Genomic DNA, 18,476 nt, shown 5'->3' with positions numbered 1-18,476 from the left:
ATAACGCCCCCCAATCTCTTAATATTCATCTTTGCTATTTAAAAGTCAGGCTTATTAGTCATCAAATAAAATACTCCAACAAGGCTTAAGAATGCCGGCCAACCCAGAATAAACCAATAAAGAAAATATCGGTGATATTTCTCTGGTAAAGTCGTGTTATTTTTTACGGTCTCTATGGCTAAATCCCTCATTTTGATTTGCAGGCAGACGACAGGAAACCAGCAACATGCCGCAACGACATATCCAAGAATTGATCCCAGTATCCATAAAGAAGTCCAAGAAAATCCAGCAAGGTAAATCATGGCAAACCCTGTGAGTGGTTGTAATATTCCAGATGTACCAGTGAATATCCAATCAGCAAAAACCACATATTTTGAAATGGCAGCAATAATAATTGGATTTTTTGTTCTATGGCCATAAACCATCACACTGGCCGTTCCTATACCTGTACCAAAAAGTATCGCTGAGCTCAGCACGTGGATAAACTTTAAATAGAAATAGAGCATTATTTATCAGACTCCAAACCCAGACCTATTAAAATAGCTATTAACAAAGGAATGTTTTTGGCTATGGGAGCAAATGGATCTAACCAAAGGTAAGGCAGTTTGATGGTAAGAATCGCTGTATATACCAAAATCGTAATCAGTTGCAATATACTGGTCAATTTAAATCGATAATTAAACAACATGGCTATACCTAAAAGGCCATCCCATAAAGCTGAAGTATAAAATAATAACTGCCCTAAGGATGAAAAACCTATTTGAGCAAACAAAGATAATGAGTCACTTTTAGGGTAAAAAAACAAACAACATAAGGCTGTCCAAATCCAGACGAAAGATATTCCGAGTCTTAGGGGAAGTTTAAGAAAGTATAATTGCGCATGCCAATGGTCTTGGACTGAACTCGGTTGACTGTAGAGACCTTCTTCATAGTCTCTTGGAGTAAAGTTAACATAATCAGCAAATCGCTGTGTTTCTTCCTGAGTAGTAATGTTATCACTGGCAAGCATTTTATACGAAACAGTATTTATAGTTGAATAGGGGAGCAAATCACCAAGTCGGGTCAATAGTCGAATAAATGTCAATGGAATATGTATTATTCTGGTTTTGGTCAACCCAAGCCAGGAACGCAGTTTTATTATTATTTCTTCTAGCGTGGTTATTTTTTTGCTTACGGCATGCAAAATAATAGTTTCGGTTACAGGCGTGCTCACCAATCGTACTATTGCTTGAGATAGGTCATTTAGAGAGATAGGTTGAAATTTTTGTGTCCCTTGCCCAGGTATAGCGGTAAAAAAAGGTGTTCCAGCAATCCCTCTGAATAGAGAAGACCCTCCGTAAGAGCCTTTTCCATACACATAAGAGGGTCTTACTATAACTGACGGGATAGAGAGTGTCAGTAAGTAATCATCTATCGCTTTTTTACTCGCAGCATAACTCACATCAACTTTATCAATTCCCAAAGCAGATATTTGAATAATTTTTTTTACCCCAGAGTTTATACACGCATCAAAAAGTGCTTTTGGAGTTTCATAATGGACATTCCATATGATTCTCTCATCAGGGTGGTATAAAATCCCTACACAATTAATAACCACATCAATCCCCTGCAATCTTTTTGACCAGATTTCAGGTTTTGTATCATTGATAAAATCACAAAAGATAACTTGTGCCCCAGGAAAAATCCTTTGCGTGTGTTTGGTATTCCGTACACAACAAATGATTTCATGTCCAGCAATCAGCAGATCGGTAACAAACTGTGAAGCGATAAACCCAGATGCGCCTGTTACCAGAATTTTCATAAGGATCTCTTATTTTTGATTACAATTATAATTGAAATACTATAACGAATTTAACTCCTACTATTCAAATTTCCTCACCAGGATTAATTCTAATCAACACCAGTTTGGCATATTTAGGTTAAATGAAATAGCATGAGTTCATGTAAAATGATAAAACCCATACAGGCAAAGAGTTAATACTCTAAAAATTATAGACAAAACAGAGAGGGTGTTATAAATTGACCCTTTTATCAGGAAAATTGAATGCGTATTGCCTTAGTGGTTGAATACGATGGTAGCCAATATCACGGCTGGCAGGCTCAAACGGGTTTGCATACTATTCAACAAGCTGTTGAATTTGCATTATCAAAAGTTGCAGACAGTTCTATTTCTGTGGTATGCGCAGGTAGAACAGATACTGGGGTCCATGCGACCAATCAAGTGATTCATTTTGATTGTGAGAAAGATCGCAGCATACGAGCCTGGATACATGGTGCTAATACCTTTTTACCTAAAGACATCTGCATCAAATGGGGCAAGGAAATGCCAGAAAATTTTCATGCTCGTTATTCTGCTGTGAGTCGACGGTATCGCTATGTCATTTATAATGGAGCTATACGTCCAGGGTTATTACGCAGTAATGTGACGTGGCAATATCGGCAGTTGGATCATCGTTTGATGCAACAGGGTGGACAATGTCTTCTGGGGGAAAATGATTTTACATCATTCCGCTCCGTCGAATGTCAATCTAATACACCAATGCGTAATATTCATCAATTGCAAGTTACAAGACATGGTGATTTGGTTGTTCTTGATATTACAGCGAATGCCTTTTTACATCATATGGTAAGAAATATAGCTGGTGTATTGATTGCTGTTGGCTCGGGAAAACACCCTGTTGGTTGGGTTAAAGATGTTTTAAATGCAAAGGATAGAAAATTAGGCGCTGAAACTGCACCGTCATATGGCCTATATTTGGTCCAGGTGACTTATCCCAAAGAATTCGGATTGTTGCAAAATAATCCTGGCCCTCTATTTCTTTGGGAGAAATAATTGAATCCATCTCGTATAAGAGTCAAAATGTGCGGAATGACACGTTCAGAAGATATTCAATACGCCATTGATTTAGGGGTGGACGCCATCGGCTTAATATTTTATCCCAAAAGTGCGCGTAATGTCTCACTGGAAAAAGCCAGAATAATAGTCAATAATATACCTCCATTTGTTGATATTGTTGCAGTTTTGGTAAACCCAGAACAATCTTTTGTTCAACTAATTATTAATGAAATTCCTGTGCAGTTATTGCAATTTCATGGTGAGGAATCTTCAGAGTTTTGCAGACAATTTAATAAGCCGTTTATCAAAGCGACTCATCCTAAGACAGCAATCCAAATCCAAAGTGCTGTTGATGAGTTTTTTGATGCGAGCGCTATTTTGTTGGATACGCCATCAGACAAGGAACGAGGGGGAACGGGATTAACTTTTGACTGGAATATAATTCCTGAAAATTTATCCAAGCCTTACATATTGGCAGGTGGTTTGAATGAATCTAACATTTTAGAGGCAATTACCATGTGTAATCCTTATGCAGTGGATGTGTGCAGTGGTATAGAAGCTTCACCCGGAGTAAAAGATCATTTGAAAATGAGCCGATTTATAAAGGCAATATGGGGATAGTATGATTAAAAAAGAGCTTCCAGATGAGTTTGGCCATTTTGGCCCATATGGCGGTATGTTTGTAGCCGATACATTAGTTCATGCTTTAAAACAATTAGAGCATGCCTATACCAAATATCGTAACGATCAGGATTTTCTGTCTGAGTTACATACAGAATTAAAAGATTATGTCGGGCGGCCCAATCCTCTATACCATGCCATACACTTAAGTAAAAAGATAGGCGGTGCGCAAATTTATCTCAAGCGTGAAGATTTAAATCATACCGGCGCTCATAAAATCAATAATACCATTGGACAAGCCTTACTCGCCAAACGCATGGGGAAAACTCGAGTGATCGCGGAAACAGGTGCAGGTCAACATGGCGTTGCAACTGCTACAGTTGCAGCTAAATTTGGGTTTCAATGCGTTGTGTACATGGGGTCAGAAGATATTAAGCGTCAATCCAGTAATGTTTATAGAATGAAATTGTTAGGTGCTGAAGTGGTGCCTGTCACTTCAGGATCAAAGACGTTGAAAGATGCTTTAAATGAAGCATTGAGAGATTGGGTGAGTCATGTCGACGACACGTTTTATATTATTGGTACTGTTGCAGGTCCCCATCCTTATCCTCAAATGGTAAGAGATTTTCAAGCGATTATTGGTGTTGAAGCTCGAGTTCAGCATATGGAAAAAACAGGCCGTTTGCCAGATGCTTTGGTAGCTTGTGTCGGAGGTGGATCCAATGCAATAGGCTTGTTTTATCCCTTTTTGAATGATCAGTCTGTCATGATTTATGGGGTTGAAGCAGGGGGGAAAGGCATAGAAACCGGTGAGCATTCGGCATCTCTGATTGCTGGAAAACCTGGTGTGTTACACGGTAATAGAACCTATTTATTGTGTGATGAGTATGGACAGGTGAAAGACACTCATTCAGTATCAGCCGGTCTCGATTATCCTGGAGTTGGGCCTGAACATGCTTATTTAAAAGATACTGGACGGGTCATTTATAAAGCAATAAATGATTCCGAGGCCCTAGATGCGTTTCGCCTGTTAACTCATACGGAAGGAATTATTCCAGCATTAGAATCTAGCCACGCGGTAGCCTATGCCATACAATTGGCTAAAACGATGTCAAAAGAACAAAGCATCATAGTCAATCTATCTGGTCGTGGTGATAAAGATATGCATACAGTAGCTGCTATTGACGGTATAACAATTTAATTATGATAAATTATTCAGGTACAACATGAACCGTATTGATAAGACTCTGGAAGAATTAAAAGCCAATAGAAAAAAAATGTTAAGTCCTTATATTACTGCAGGCGATCCATATCCTGAGTTAACAGTAAATTTAATGCATCAATTGGTTAAATCAGGGGCAGATGTATTGGAGCTGGGAATACCTTTTTCTGACCCTATGGCAGAAGGCCCTGTTATCCAAAGAGCAATGGAACGAGCTTTGGCCCATTCAATTCATTGTGATGACGTATTGAATATGGTTAGGCAATTTCGCAAAATGGATACCGAAACACCTGTGATTCTTATGGGATATTTAAATCCTATAGAACAATATGGCTATGATCTTTTTGCCCAACAGGCAGTCGAGGCTGGGGTTGATGGAACAATACTAGTTGATTTGCCTCCTGAGGAAGCTGACGGAGTATCGCGAATTTGGCAAAAATATGGTTTGTACTGTATTTATTTATGTTCGCCAACGACCTCAGCTGAAAGAATGAACTTTATAAATCAGCATGCCAATGGTTATCTGTATTATGTTTCATTGAAGGGAGTGACTGGTTCTGATGCGCTTAAGTTGCCAGAATTAAAAGCTCAATACCTACAACGAAAGGCACAATCAAAATTACCGCTTATGGTTGGGTTTGGAATAAAAACTCCGGAAATGGCTGCACAAGTTGCTGAATTTGCTGATGGGGTCATTGTTGGGGCGGCACTGATAAATGAAATCATTGAAGCCTATGAGGCCAAGAAAGATCCGCTGCAAGCAAGCGGGGCTCTATTGAGTGCCATGAGGCAAGCTATCGATAATATTGGAAGTATGGTATGACAGAACAAACTGAAAAAAGAGCTCACTTTATTAGACAACTCATTATAGATGATTTGGCAAATGGAAAACATCAGGGAGTCGTTACTCGTTTCCCTCCTGAACCAAATGGATATCTCCATGTTGGACATGCCAAATCTATTTGTCTTAATTTTGGTTTGGCAGAAGAGTTTAAGGGAAAATGCTTTTTACGTTTTGATGATACCAATCCAATTAAAGAAGAAGAAGAATATGTAAACGCGATCATTGATGATGTCTGTTGGTTGGGATTTGAATGGTGTGCCATGACACATTCTTCGGATTACTATCATGAGCTGTATGAACTAGCCATTTATCTTATTAAGAAAGATATGGCTTATGTCGATAGCCTGAGTATGGAAGAAATTCGTGCTTTTCGCGGTACTCTACAAGAACCAGGGCGCGAAAGCCCTTATAGAAACAGAAGGATCGAAGAGAATCTGGATTTGTTCACTCGGATGAAAGCTGGTGAGTTTCCTGATGGAACTCATGTTTTGAGAGCAAAAATAGATATGAAATCAGGTAATTTAAATATGCGTGATCCGGTTTTATATCGTATACGTCATGCCCGGCACCAGCGTACAGGAGATGAATGGTGTATTTATCCCATGTATGATTATGCTCATCCTATTTCTGATGCCCTGGAAAAAATAACACATTCTTTATGTACGTTGGAATTCCAGGATCATAGACCTTTGTATGATTGGCTGGTTGATAATTTACCTTTGCCTGCCAAACCAGTACAAACCGAATTTGCCAGATTAAACTTATCTCATACTGTTACAAGCAAGAGAAAATTACGTGAATTGGTTGAAAAAAAAATCGTTACAGGATGGGATGACCCACGATTGCCCACATTACGCGGTATGCGCAAAAGGGGATACCCACCTGCTGCAATTCGGCAATTCTGTGAAATAATTGGCATATCAAGAAGTGATTCAGTGATTGATATGAGTTTACTTGAGGAATGTGTACGTGCTGAATTTAATAAAACTGCAAAACGGGCTCTCTGCGTTATGGATCCCTTAAAAGTTGTTATTGTAAATTATCCGAAAAATAAAGTAGAACAGCTTCAAGCAGCTTTCTACCCTCAAAATCCTGAGTCAGAGAGTAGGAATTTACCCTTTTCCCGTGAAATTTATATTGAAAAGTCTGATTTTATGGAAAATCCGCCTAATAAATATTTCCGGTTATCTCCTGGAGCTGAAGTACGCTTACGTCATGCCTATGTTATAAAGTGCCAGGAAGTTATCCGTAATGACCAAGGCGAAATAACAGAATTGCATTGCACTTATGATGAAAATACTCTCGGCAAAAATCCGGAGGATCGCAAGGTGAAGGGTGTCATTCATTGGGTGTCTTTATCACATGCCTATCCTGTCACTATTTATCAATACGACAGGTTATTTACAGATCCCAATCCTGCACGGGAAGAGGATTATTTTCAGTTTCTGAACCATAACTCTTTACAAACCCTCCAGGGATTTTGTGAACCGGCAATGGCTGAGCAGGCAGAAGGAGATGTGTTTCAATTTGAGCGTTTAGGTTATTATTGTGTCAATTCAGTGGCTAAGGGCTGTGTTCAAGCCTTTCATCGGGTAGTGGATTTGAAGGACACTTGGGGTAAAGTGAGTTGAGAGGCAGACATGTTGCATTTATATAATTCTTTGACCAGAAAAAAAGAACCATTTGTTTCCTTAAGGCCTGGAAGGATAGGTATGTATGTTTGCGGAATTACTGTGTATGACCATTGCCACTTAGGTCATGCCCGTTCAATGGTTGCCTTTGATGTAATGGTTCGTTATCTGCGCTCACAAGGATTAGATGTAACTTATGTACGCAATATAACTGACATAGATGATAAAATTATTGCAAGAGCTTCGGAGAGAGGTGTATCTATTGATGAATTGACCGCACAATATATTGATGCAATGAATAATGATACTCACGCATTAAATATTTTGCTACCAGACCATGAGCCAAGGGCAACCGGGCACATTGAAACTATCATTCGCTTGATTCAGCGTTTGCTTGAAAAAGGTAACGCGTATGTCAGTGAGAATGGCGATGTGTGCTATGAAGTAGATACCTTTCCCGAATATGGGAAATTATCGCATAAGGATATTGAAGGCTTGGTTTCCGGTTCTCGCGTAGAGATTGTAAAGGAGAAACGTTCACCGCTTGATTTTGTGCTATGGAAAAAAGCAAAACCGGGTGAACCCAGTTGGCCTTCACCGTGGGGGGAAGGGCGGCCTGGATGGCACATTGAGTGTTCAGCTATGGCTATGCATGAATTAGGTGAACAATTTGATATTCATGGAGGTGGATTGGATTTGCAATTCCCACATCATGAAAATGAAATTGCTCAAAGTGAAGCGGCTACGGGTAAACCTTTTGCTAATTATTGGTTGCATGTCGGTATGTTGCAGGTCAATGGCGAAAAAATGGCAAAATCAATAGGGAATTTTTACACTATTGCCGATGTTTTAAAAGAGCATCATCCGGAAGTTATCCGCTATTTTCTATTAAGTAGTCATTATCGCAGTCCTTTGAATTATTCGGAAGAAAATTTGTTAAATGCCAAAAAAGCCCTTATCAGGCTTTATCAAGCGGTTAAAGATGTTCCGCCACAAATTGCAGCTAGTAAACTGGATGAGTATTGGCAAGAGCAATTTAATCAGGCAATGAATGATGATTTCAATACTCCTGTTGCATTATCGGTTCTTTTCCAATTGGCTCATGAGGTAAACAAAAGTAATTCACCTGCATTGGCTCATACCCTGAAAAACCTTGCTAGTATTCTTGGATTTTTACAAAAAGATCCCGAATCATTCCTGCAATCCGGCTTGGCAGAGGAAGAAAAATTGGTTATAGAACAACTCATTGCAGAGCGTCTTAAGGCGCGAGCAGAGCGCAATTGGGCAAAGGCAGATCAGATTAGAGCTGATTTATTGAGCAAAGGCATAGAGCTGGAAGATGGTGCAACAGGAACAACATGGCGGAGGATTGCTGAATAATTGTTCCTTCTATGCGGTTCTCTTGAATCAGAATGGACTTCTATCTCATACTTAATATAGGTTGCAATTACCTTTTCAGAAATTTTAAAACAGGTATATTGGCTACATTAATTGCTATTTATTGAAGGGTTTGTTCATTAAGATAAATGCGAAATTACATTTGAATTCGTAATGAATATAAAAACATATCTAAAAAAAAATGATTTAACCTTACGATTTGTTGGATGGTTCTTTTTAATAAACTCATTCATATTTTGGCTTGTTGGCTTGGGGTACTTAAAGTCAATTTTATTAAATGCCTCTCTGTTTAAAAATTATATCGCCGATTATTCAAGTCTATCAGGAAAAATTCTCATTCTGGTTTTCTCAGTTTTAAATTATTTTACTTATATGATGTTTTTAGCTTTTGTCCCTGCAATACCAATCATAATAATTGCATTTTTTTTACCTTATAAACGAATAATTTGGATTATCAGTGTTGTTGCGGCTACCACAAGTCTTATTTTTTTATTTGTTGATAGTCAAGTTTTTTTAATGTTTAAGTTTCATCTTAATACAACAATATTATCGTTTGTTTTTAATTCAGATTGGAGTGTCATTTTCACTTTTTCCAGATATGAACTGATTTTGTCTTTTTTTATGATTGTCTTTATACTCTTTCTGGAGGCTGTTGTTGCCTGGTTGGTATGGAGAAAAATAGTTTTAAAAGAACGTTTGAAAATTGGTAAAACTATTTCATTATTTTGGTTTGGCGGGGCGTTAATAAGTTATTTTATATTGCTCTTATCGATAGCTCAAAATAATAATTTATTTGCTCAGCAAATACCTAATTTGCCCCTTTATAATCACCTCATTGCCTATACTATCCCTGATAAAAACGCTGATGATATATTACGCCGCTACAGTGAGCACCATTTTACACAGCCTCTTTTTCCCAATTATCCATTGCATTATCCCTTACATCCCATGCAATGTAAGATGCCTGAAAAACCTTATAACATTATCCTCATAATGGTAGACTCACTTCGCTATGATTCCCTAAGGGCAAAATATATGCCGAATACGGCACAATTTGCAAAAAGAAGTTGGCAGTTTTCTAAGCATATGAGTGCTGGAAATGCGACACAACCAGGATTATTTTCTTTATTTTATTCGATTCCCAGTAATTACTCGACGGCAGTCCTGGAACAAAAAAAATCACCAGTTTTAATTGATTTATTATTACAACATGGTTATCAGACAAAAATTATTTGGTCTGGCTCTATGGCTCCACTGCCATTAGATCAGACTATTTATAAAAAAATTGCCAATCTCAATATCAATGGAGCGCCAATAGACGATACCGGAGACAAAGACAGATATTCCACCAGGGAAGCCATCCAATTTTTAACAGATCCTAAAACAAATAAGCCATTCTTTCTTCATATTTTTTACAATGCGCCACATGACTATTGCAGATATCAAAGTTTTCCGCAGTTGTACAAACCCACAATAGAAGAATGTGTACGAATTGGAATGACAAATCATGTTGATCCAGTGCCTTACTACAATCGTTATTTGAATGCAGTCACATTTATTGACCAGGAAATTTCGAAAGTATTAGGGGTTATCGAAAAAAAAGGCTATTTAAAAAACAGCATCATTATAATTACCTCTGATCATGGGCAAGAATTTAATGATAATCGTCAAAATTATTGGGGACATACCAGTAATTTTACCCCTATTCAACTACACGTTCCATTGATCATTCATTGGCCAGGAGAGTTAGCTCGTCGTTTTAATTATCTCACCAGCAGCTATGATATTGTCCCTACAATATTACAGCGTTTATTTACTTGCAAAAATCCTGTTTCTGACTACAGCATCGGGTATAACTTGCTAATTGAAGGCAATCGAACCTCATTTCTATTGGTAGGAAGTTATATTAATATGGGAATTTTTGAAGCGGATCGCGCCACAGCATTAGAAACCTCCGGAAGAATTACAATCACTGGTATGAAGGCAGAGCCTCTTGAGGATGCGGTACCCAGAATGGATGTTATTACCCAGGCATTGGATTTGATGCGCAAGTATTATGGGAAATAAAAGATTGTCTTTAAAAATAAATTGGCAATTAACCTTTTTATTCTCAATTTAGGTCATACAGCGGATATTTTTAAATTTGTAGGCAAAAATATGGCTATAATTATATATAATTTGCTTGGGGATTAAGTAATGGCAAACCAAACACGTGAAAATTTAATTAATAAGGCAAAGAACGGATCCGAATCTATCGCTTTAATTTATTCTCCAATAGAACTTCATGAATATATTGTTGAAATTATTTCTAAAGATTCAGATCATTTTATCCATAAAGGAAAGGAAATATGTCATTTTAATTCGATTGATGAAGCGGTGTCTCGTGCTACCGAATTAGGGGCAAAAGAGTTTTTTCTTTGTGCAGATAATACATATGATGAATGTGGTTCTGCAAATTCTGTGCAACACTTTGATTATATACCTATTTATTCTAAATTTAAGCGTACTTGAGATCATTATGATTTTTTGGAAGTTTAAAGCCAGCATAGAATTCAGAAGTTAAATAACGTGTGTAACGGGATTTAACATTAGTCTTTGTACTGGGAAAAGAATTAATTTTGGGATGTTACCCTTAAGATTTCTGCAAGTGAGGTGTCTCCACATAATACTCTTTTAAAACCATCTTCACGTATGCTTGGTGCGGTTGGTCGTAAATAATTTTCCATCGTTTGAATATTTTCATTACGATGAATCATTCCTCTCAGGGCTTCATCTACGATAATTAATTCATAAATTCCTGTTCTGCCTTTATAACCCAAGTGGTTGCAAAAGTCGCATCCCTTGGGTTCAAAGACCTGAGATACATCAGCCTCAGGTTTAAGACCCATTAACTCTTTTTCTTCCTCTCTTAATTCATGAGGTGTTTTGCAATGAGAGCATAATTTCCTTACCAAACGTTGCGCAATGAGGCCGACTATACTGGATGACAATAAAAAAGACTCAACTCCCATATCATGCAGGCGAGTTAATGCTCCCAATGCGGTATTGGTATGAAGGGTTGATAGTACCAAATGCCCTGTTAAGCTGGCTTGAACAGCAATTTCAGCCGTTTCCAAATCACGGATCTCTCCTATCATGACAACATCCGGATCTTGACGTAATATGGCCCTTAATCCTTTGGCAAAAGTCATTTGAACTTTAGTATTAACCTGCGTTTGTCCTACACCAGGCAGGTCATATTCAATGGGATCTTCAATGGTCAAAATATTACGAGTCACCTGATTTAGTTCGGTCAGCATAGCATAGAGAGAGGTTGTCTTGCCTGAACCTGTTGGGCCAGTGACTAAAATAATGCCATGAGGTTCAGCAATCATTTGCCGTACTGTTTTTAATGTATGTTCAGGCATACCCAAAAGATTTAAATCCAGTTGAGCAGCTTGTTTATCCAATATCCTTAAAACCACTCGTTCTCCATGGTTTGAGGGTAAAGTTGAGACCCTGACATCAATATTGTGTCCTCCTATACGCAATGAAATTCGACCATCTTGAGGAATTCTCTTTTCGGCGATATCCAATTTGGCCATCACCTTAACTCTGGAAATGACCAAAGGAGCGATAGCTCGTTGAATTTCAAGGACCTCTTGTAGAACACCATCAATTCGATTGCGCACCAATACTCTGTCTTCATAAGTTTCAATGTGTATATCAGATGCTTTTTGTTTAATCGCTTGAGTAAACAGAGCGTTCAGTAAGCGGATAATTGGGGCATCGTCTTGGTTTTCCAATAAATCTTCACTGACTGGAAGTTGACTGGCCAACATGGATAAATCCATGTCTTCTTCCATGCCTTCTGCCGCATCCAGTATTGAAGATTTAGATTGGTAAATATTGGCTAAATGTTGCTGAAAAGTGGATTCATCGACTTGTTTTACATCTAGTTCCAATTGCAATAATCGCTTTATCTCAGCAAAAGCTTGCAGTGGTGTGTTAGGTAAATGATAGACAATAGCCAGATTTTCTTGTATTTCTCCCACAATAATTCCATTGCTTTTGGCAAAACTATAAGGAATTTTAAGTGATTTTTCTTCATTTTCCATGATTTACTTGGTCATTTTTGATGCGTGTTGGGGAGGAGTACTAAAAGGTACTGGTAGATTGCCTTGAGTTAATGGGGGCAACACTGTTTCATCATCTGTTTGTTCAAAAGCCTCTTGGGAGCGAATCCAATCCAGCTGATATTGACGGACATAATTGTATTTTTCGCCTGTGACATGCAAGTTATCTCTTTCGTTGCGTAATATGATAGGTTTAATAAATACCATGAGCACTCGCTTGTCTCTATTGCGAATGTTACGTTGGAACAATCTGCCTATTCCAGGGATATCTCCTATAATGGGTAATTTATTATTGTCATTTCCAATACTGTCCTGAATTAACCCTCCAAGTACTACAATATCACCACTTTCTACATGAACTGAAGTTACAATACTGCTTATATTAAAAGTGGGGGTTGTTGTGTTGTCTGTTGTAGCAGTCGCAGGATCCAAAGTATCATTTCCTTGATCAATCTGTAGTTGAATTCCTTGTCCGCGAGTAATTTGCGGCCTTACATAAAGGTGCAAAGCAACGTTAACCCTGTCAAATGTTGTGAAAGGACTTGCTGTGGTAGTGCCTCCTGCATTATTAGGGTAGCTGGTTGTTGCTATTGAGACCTGTTTACCTATGAGTATTTTTGCTTGACGATTATCAAGGACTACTACGGAGGGAGTTGATAAAATATTTGCTCTTTGCTCTCTTGCTAAGGCATAAATTTGAGCTTGGAAATCGTCAATCCTGGTTTTACTGTTTATAATGGCAAAGCCAGGTCTGAAATCCTTGGGATTGCCTGTTTGTTGGTTTGAACCCCACTCTATTCCTAGATTGTTAACGTCCTTTTCATCCACTTCAGCAACGAGGGCCTCAATTAATAGTTGAGCTGGTTTTATATCTAGCTGAGAAATGACTGTTTTTAGAATGCGAATAATTGAAGCAGGTGCATTAAGAATAATAGAGTTAGTGTTAGGTTCTCCTATTATTTGTACAGTAGGCTTGGTAGAGCCTTCATTTTGAGTACTCGCTGATGTCGTATTTGCTGTTGCTCCTGACGCATTCATAGGGGCAGAACTGGTCGAAGTGGAGCTTAATGAAGAGCTTTGTCCATCGGCAGATGTATTGGCAAGACTGGAAGCAGGATTGGTGCTGTCTAATGCAGGTCTTGTAATGGTTCCAATGGTTGTTCCTACATTTCCACTGAAATTGGCTTGGGCTATACCTGCCAGTATAGGGACTAAATCTTCAGCTCTTAAATAATTCAGGTAAACAACTTGTGTATTTGAATTGACTCCTGTTGAGCTGTCTTTATCCAATTTCAATATGAGCATTCGTAAACGAATTCTATCTGTCTTGCTCCCACTGACTAAAATTGAGTTGGAACGGTCATCTGCAGCAATGGTAATTTGTGTTCTGCTGCCGATACCGGGTTGAGTTTTAACCAGGTCTTTTAAAGTGTTTGCAACATCCATGGCCAAAGCATGATGTAAACGAACTATGTCTATGCCGTTTGCACTTGAGCTATCCACTTGTTTGATAATTTCCGCAAGGCTTTTAATATTGTTTGCTCGACCAGACAGGATCAACATATTAGAAGGAGCATAGGCAGATACGCTGCTCCATTGGGGCATTAGTGGCCTTAGAACAGGTACCAGTTGTTCTGAAGGAACATAATGAACGGGTATTACGGCGACCATCATATCGTCACCTCGGAGAGGACTCTTCATTCCACTGAGTAAATCAGGTGACTGTGTTTTTGCATCAATATTAGGAATAATTTTGATAATTTCTCCATTAGGTATTGCGGCATAACCTGATACCTGCAGTACTGAGAGAAAGACTTGATATAGCTCGCGGCTGGATAACGGCGTTGATGAAACAATCGATACTTTTCCTTGCACTCTGGGATCAATAACAAAATTTTTACCTGTAATTCGAGAGACTTCTCCGATTACAGCCCTAATATCAGCGTTACGTAAATTCCATAATTTACTGCCTGGAGGAGCCGTTTGCGCTTGTTCCATATTTTTAGGCAATTGGCTTACCTCAAGTGAAGAGGTTTGATTTTTGCTAATTTTATTAAACTGTTTTTCTGTTTTTTGAGATAACTTTTCTTTGAGTGCTCTTGCAGTTTGGTAATCATCAATTGGACCAATTTGCACAAGGTAAAGATGTTTGTCAGCCAGGTTTTTAATTTCAACTTTTTGATCGACTAGTTTGGCAAGTTCATTTTGGCGTATTTTAGCGTCTTTTTCGAGATTATAGGCACCAGCCTGAAGATAAAAAAATGTATTGCCATCTTTGGTTACGGTTGAAATATTGACATCATTAGCACGTACTAATGAACAACAAACGAAGGCTAAAAGTATAATTACTATCGAGCGCATTTAAAAACCGTAAAATAATGGATAAAGACATAATAACTAAATTTGATTGCTTACCATAGCTTTTTTAATAACTTAGAGCACGAAATTTAAGTGGTTTTTACTGCTATGGTTTTACTCGTGTCATTTATGCGTTTTAATATACAGTCAGCAATTTTTTAGCCGGAAGGAATATATGGATAATGCGACAATAAAGTGGGGAATTTTAGGAACAAGTTTTATCTCTGAAGTGATGGCTAGTGCAATTCAGGAATCAAAAACCAGTGAGCTTGTTGCTATTGGGAGTCGAACAAGTGAGATAGCCAAACGATTTTCTGAAAAATTCGCTATTCCAAAATTTTATAACAATTATCAATCATTAATTCTCGATAGTCATATAGATGTGGTTTATATAGGGTTGCCTAATCATCTGCATAAAGAATGGATTATTCGTTGTGCGCAGGCAGGAAAAAATATTTTGTGTGAAAAACCTTTTGTTATTGGTATAGAAGAAATCCATGAGGTTATTTCAGTAATTGAGAGAACAAATGTTTTTTGTATGGAAGCTCTAATGTACCAATATCATCCCTTTATAAAAAAATTACAAGAGATCATTCAAAGCAACACAATAGGTAAGATAAAGTTGTATAATGCGACATACACAGCAAACATTGCAGAAATAGCCAATCCTGTTGCGGGAGGAAGTATACGTAATCTCGGATGTTACCCAATTTCCTTAGTGAGGCTGCTTGCTAGCGCAGAGCCAATCGAAATCCGTGGTATTGGAAGAATGAATTCCAGGAATAACACGGATAGTCAAGCCAGCGTTCTTTTAAAATTTGAAGACGATTCAATTGCAACAGTTTCCACTGCCGATGATATTGAAATGCATTGGCAATTCGAGGTTTATGGAACAAAAGGCCATTTAAAAGTAGAAACGAATCCTTGGTTGCCTGGCTGTGAGGGTAACAAAATTTATATCTCTCTCAATACTGAATCAACACCCAGAGAAATAAGCGTGAAAGCAGAAAAGTCACTTTATACCTATCAAATAGATTTTATCAATGAGCAAGTATTGAAAGGGGATTCCAAACAATTTAGCAAGACGTCTTTATTAGATAGCATGGGAAATACAATCATTCTGGAAACCTGGCTAAAACAAATAATCTCTGTAAAACCAAGCCTTGAATTATCCAGATTAAAAGACAGGCTGCCTCATGCATAAGCAAAATGGTTCTGGTGATACTAGTCAAAATTTCCGAGAAGAGAGTAATCTGTTTTTCCTTCGCGCCAGATACCATCCCAATTGACAGGTGGATTAACTGCTAATACCTTGCAGCGTTCGATGTAAACGGAAGCTAATGGATCACCAGAGTAGGCTGGAGTAAGTTTTGCAAAAGCGCTTATACTTTCTTTCCAGGAACCTTTTTGATAGAGAGAAAATGCTTTTTGAAATTCCTTTTTATGTCGCTCAAGATTTTCAAGATTTTGGGCTGTAATCAGTTCATATATCTCAATACTTTCACGCTTACCCCTTACAGCTACTTCATCTAACAAACGGAAAGGAAATTTTTCAGATACTTGAGTGAAAGTGGCGTGACTGACAATGATTTGAGTATGATAATTTTTATTAATTGATTCCAGGCGACTTGCCAGATTGACTGAGTCGCCCAAGGCCGTATAACTTAGCCTGTCCTCTGAACCAACATTACCCACAACAGCATCTCCGGTGTGAATGCCAATTCTGATTTTAAATTCGGGAAATCCAAGATGTTTATTCTTTTGATTTAACAGGCTAAGGCGATCAATCATGATTTTGGCAGCCAAGCATGCATGCAATGCATGCTTGGTATCTTTTGAAGGTGCATTCCATAATGCCATGATAGCATCGCCAATGTATTTATCCAAAGTGCCTTCATGTTGTATTACAATCTCGGTCATGGACTGGAAATAATCGGATAAATAGGTCATTAATTTTTGTGGTGAAGTGGATTCTGAAATACTTGTAAAATCTTTTATATCTGAAAATAAAATAGTAATCGTTTGGCTTTGTCCTCCAACTTGAGCAATTTTTCCACTGCGCATTAATTTTTTGACTAAAGAACCGGGAACATAACGTTGAAACGAAGCTAAACTGGATCGCAGTGTTGATAGTGTTTTATCCATATAACTGACTTCTTTAATCCTGGTCGTAAGAAGTGGTCTTGGTTTGAGGTTAAGCATGGTAATTTCTTTAGCTTCTTCTGTTAGTTGAATAATAGGATTTGATATTCTTTGTGAAACGATACGAACTAACAATGTTCCAATCAGCAAGACTAATATAGTTAACAAAATATAGCGCATGCTTAAATCTTTCAGGGGTTCTGTCACATCCTTTTCAGGAACAATAATAATAATATGCCACAGTGCTTTCTCATTCGTACTGGATATAGGTTGGTATGCTAAAAAATATTTTTGATTATTATGAGTATAAGATTTGATAATGGGTTGAAAACCATTAAAATCCAGTTTTTTAAGTGGAATGTTCAGCTTTTTTATCCATTCAGGAGTTAGTTTTTTTCCACGGATGTCCTCTTTATTTTGAGGGGTTCTGAAAGCAATGATATTGGATTCATTATTGATCACGTAAACCATAGTATTTTTAGTTAATTCCAGTTCTCGGATAAAATGTTGTAAACCATCAATAGTCAGGTCAAGAGCAATCACTCCTTTTATCTGTTTATTTTTATTATATATTGGTGAAGCCCCGGTAATTCCAGGAATAAGGAAGTCACTTTTATCAAATACATAAAATGTATATACGTTTGTCCATACCGGTTTACCTGCTTTTATAGCTTGTTGATACCACGGGCGAACTCTCGGATCATAATGGCGCGTCAGCAATTTTTTCCCGATTATTTCTCCTTGTTCGTTTAATTGATAACGAACGTTGACTGGAGGTGATATGGAATTAATCACATGGGTTAATCCTATTATTCCCTTTTGCTCTCTATCTACTCCTATAAAATCACCAGTTGTTGAACCATAGTAAACCATAAATATTTCAGGATTATATCGAATTGATTCAAAAAGAAATTTATCAAATTGTTTTGAATCATCAGGGTTAATGATGCCATTATTTATGGCATTTGCTATTTTAATTAAATCTTGACTTAAAGGATTTAAATAGATTTCAAACCTCTCTTTGACGAGTAATGATGTTTGTTCAATTGAGTCTTTAGCGCTACTGTTAAGAACACTATTGAAAGCAATATAATTAATACCAATAATAGTGAACCCTACCAGGCTTAGCAAAAGCACAAATAAGGTAATGATGCTTACACGTATACTGATTTTAAAATTACTATCCATATTTTTTCCTTCTAATTGAAGGAAGTACACAGGTTCTAAGCGAAATACGATTAAGAACTTATTTTAAATAAGCATAGTCTTCTTTAGGCAGAAATACACGCAAACTTTATATTTTCTTACC

14 protein-coding genes are annotated in these 18,476 nt (G+C 37.6%); 9 read left to right on the top strand and 5 right to left on the bottom strand.

What is annotated here, in order from left to right:
- Positions 1-38: 38 nt before the first annotated feature.
- Complete coding sequence (locus OQI99_RS06035; RefSeq protein ID WP_061513457.1) at positions 39-506, bottom strand: DUF2269 family protein; 468 nt, start codon at positions 504-506, stop codon at positions 39-41.
- The gene (locus OQI99_RS06030) at positions 506-1,801 is read right to left on the bottom strand and encodes an NAD(P)H-binding protein (protein WP_061513458.1); all 1,296 of its coding nucleotides are present in this window, start codon (positions 1,799-1,801) and stop codon (positions 506-508) included. The genes OQI99_RS06035 and OQI99_RS06030 overlap by 1 nt, the downstream gene beginning before the upstream one ends.
- A 243-nt stretch (positions 1,802-2,044) precedes the next feature.
- Between OQI99_RS06030 and truA the strand changes: the two genes are divergently transcribed.
- From truA to OQI99_RS05990, 8 genes are all read left to right on the top strand, one after another.
- On the top strand, positions 2,045-2,833 hold the full coding sequence (gene truA, locus OQI99_RS06025; RefSeq protein ID WP_061513459.1) for a tRNA pseudouridine(38-40) synthase TruA: 789 nt from the start codon (positions 2,045-2,047) through the stop codon (positions 2,831-2,833).
- Positions 2,834-3,457 carry a phosphoribosylanthranilate isomerase gene (locus OQI99_RS06020; RefSeq protein ID WP_061513460.1) on the top strand — a complete coding sequence of 208 codons (624 nt, stop codon included), beginning with the start codon at positions 2,834-2,836 and terminating at the stop codon, positions 3,455-3,457.
- 1 nt (position 3,458) lies between these two features.
- Positions 3,459-4,658 carry a tryptophan synthase subunit beta gene (trpB, locus tag OQI99_RS06015; RefSeq protein WP_061513461.1) on the top strand — a complete coding sequence of 400 codons (1,200 nt, stop codon included), beginning with the start codon at positions 3,459-3,461 and terminating at the stop codon, positions 4,656-4,658.
- A gap of 25 nt (positions 4,659-4,683) precedes the next feature.
- Positions 4,684-5,502, top strand: a complete 819-nt coding sequence (gene trpA, locus OQI99_RS06010) for a tryptophan synthase subunit alpha (protein ID WP_061513462.1) — start codon at positions 4,684-4,686, stop codon at positions 5,500-5,502.
- Entirely contained in the window at positions 5,499-7,154 is a 1,656-nt protein-coding gene (locus OQI99_RS06005; protein ID WP_061513463.1) for a glutamine--tRNA ligase/YqeY domain fusion protein, read from the top strand. The genes trpA and OQI99_RS06005 overlap by 4 nt, the downstream gene beginning before the upstream one ends.
- A gap of 9 nt (positions 7,155-7,163) precedes the next feature.
- The gene (gene cysS, locus OQI99_RS06000; protein WP_061513464.1) at positions 7,164-8,534 is read left to right on the top strand and encodes a cysteine--tRNA ligase; all 1,371 of its coding nucleotides are present in this window, start codon (positions 7,164-7,166) and stop codon (positions 8,532-8,534) included.
- A 171-nt stretch (positions 8,535-8,705) separates the two neighbouring features.
- Positions 8,706-10,619, top strand: coding sequence for a DUF3413 domain-containing protein (locus tag OQI99_RS05995; RefSeq protein ID WP_061513465.1), 1,914 nt, complete (start codon positions 8,706-8,708; stop codon positions 10,617-10,619).
- Positions 10,620-10,748: 129 nt separating this feature from the next.
- A complete protein-coding gene (locus OQI99_RS05990; protein ID WP_010947040.1) occupies positions 10,749-11,063 on the top strand; it encodes a DUF6482 family protein in 315 nt (104 codons plus the stop codon).
- A 101-nt stretch (positions 11,064-11,164) separates the two neighbouring features.
- On the opposite strand, the gene lspE is transcribed toward OQI99_RS05990, so the two are convergent.
- Together lspE and lspD are read right to left on the bottom strand one after the other, a co-directional pair.
- Entirely contained in the window at positions 11,165-12,649 is a 1,485-nt protein-coding gene (gene lspE / locus OQI99_RS05985) for a GspE family T2SS ATPase variant LspE (protein WP_061513466.1), read from the bottom strand.
- A 3-nt stretch (positions 12,650-12,652) separates the two neighbouring features.
- A complete protein-coding gene (gene lspD / locus OQI99_RS05980; RefSeq protein ID WP_061513467.1) occupies positions 12,653-15,028 on the bottom strand; it encodes a GspD family T2SS secretin variant LspD in 2,376 nt (791 codons plus the stop codon).
- Positions 15,029-15,200: 172 nt separating this feature from the next.
- Here lspD and OQI99_RS05975 point away from each other — a divergent pair, with 172 nt between their 5' ends.
- Positions 15,201-16,229: a Gfo/Idh/MocA family protein gene (locus tag OQI99_RS05975; protein ID WP_061513468.1), complete on the top strand. Its 1,029-nt coding sequence runs from the start codon at positions 15,201-15,203 to the stop codon at positions 16,227-16,229.
- A 20-nt stretch (positions 16,230-16,249) separates the two neighbouring features.
- Here OQI99_RS05975 and OQI99_RS05970 read toward each other — a convergent pair whose 3' ends face one another.
- Complete coding sequence (locus OQI99_RS05970) at positions 16,250-18,355, bottom strand: adenylate/guanylate cyclase domain-containing protein (protein ID WP_061513469.1); 2,106 nt, start codon at positions 18,353-18,355, stop codon at positions 16,250-16,252.
- Between the last annotated feature and the right edge of the window lie 121 nt (positions 18,356-18,476).

This window comes from Legionella sp. PATHC039, from assembly GCF_026191275.1.
Lineage (GTDB): Bacteria > Pseudomonadota > Gammaproteobacteria > Legionellales > Legionellaceae > Legionella > Legionella pneumophila.
Note: the sequence above shows the minus strand (reverse complement) of the source record. Positions and strands in the feature narration are given on the sequence as shown.

Excerpts from the sequence above, each read along its gene's own strand:
- OQI99_RS06035 (WP_061513457.1), bottom strand. The coding sequence starts at position 506 with ATGCTCTATTTCTATTTAAAGTTTATCCACGTGCTGAGCTCAGCGATA.
- OQI99_RS06030 (WP_061513458.1), bottom strand. The coding sequence starts at position 1,801 with ATGAAAATTCTGGTAACAGGCGCATCTGGGTTTATCGCTTCACAGTTT.
- truA (WP_061513459.1), top strand. The coding sequence starts at position 2,045 with ATGCGTATTGCCTTAGTGGTTGAATACGATGGTAGCCAATATCACGGC.
- trpB (WP_061513461.1), top strand. The coding sequence starts at position 3,459 with ATGATTAAAAAAGAGCTTCCAGATGAGTTTGGCCATTTTGGCCCATAT.
- trpA (WP_061513462.1), top strand. The coding sequence starts at position 4,684 with ATGAACCGTATTGATAAGACTCTGGAAGAATTAAAAGCCAATAGAAAA.
- OQI99_RS06005 (WP_061513463.1), top strand. The coding sequence starts at position 5,499 with ATGACAGAACAAACTGAAAAAAGAGCTCACTTTATTAGACAACTCATT.
- cysS (WP_061513464.1), top strand. The coding sequence starts at position 7,164 with ATGTTGCATTTATATAATTCTTTGACCAGAAAAAAAGAACCATTTGTT.
- OQI99_RS05995 (WP_061513465.1), top strand. The coding sequence starts at position 8,706 with ATGAATATAAAAACATATCTAAAAAAAAATGATTTAACCTTACGATTT.
- OQI99_RS05990 (WP_010947040.1), top strand. The coding sequence starts at position 10,749 with ATGGCAAACCAAACACGTGAAAATTTAATTAATAAGGCAAAGAACGGA.
- lspE (WP_061513466.1), bottom strand. The coding sequence starts at position 12,649 with ATGGAAAATGAAGAAAAATCACTTAAAATTCCTTATAGTTTTGCCAAA.
- lspD (WP_061513467.1), bottom strand. The coding sequence starts at position 15,028 with ATGCGCTCGATAGTAATTATACTTTTAGCCTTCGTTTGTTGTTCATTA.
- OQI99_RS05975 (WP_061513468.1), top strand. The coding sequence starts at position 15,201 with ATGGATAATGCGACAATAAAGTGGGGAATTTTAGGAACAAGTTTTATC.
- OQI99_RS05970 (WP_061513469.1), bottom strand. The coding sequence starts at position 18,355 with ATGGATAGTAATTTTAAAATCAGTATACGTGTAAGCATCATTACCTTA.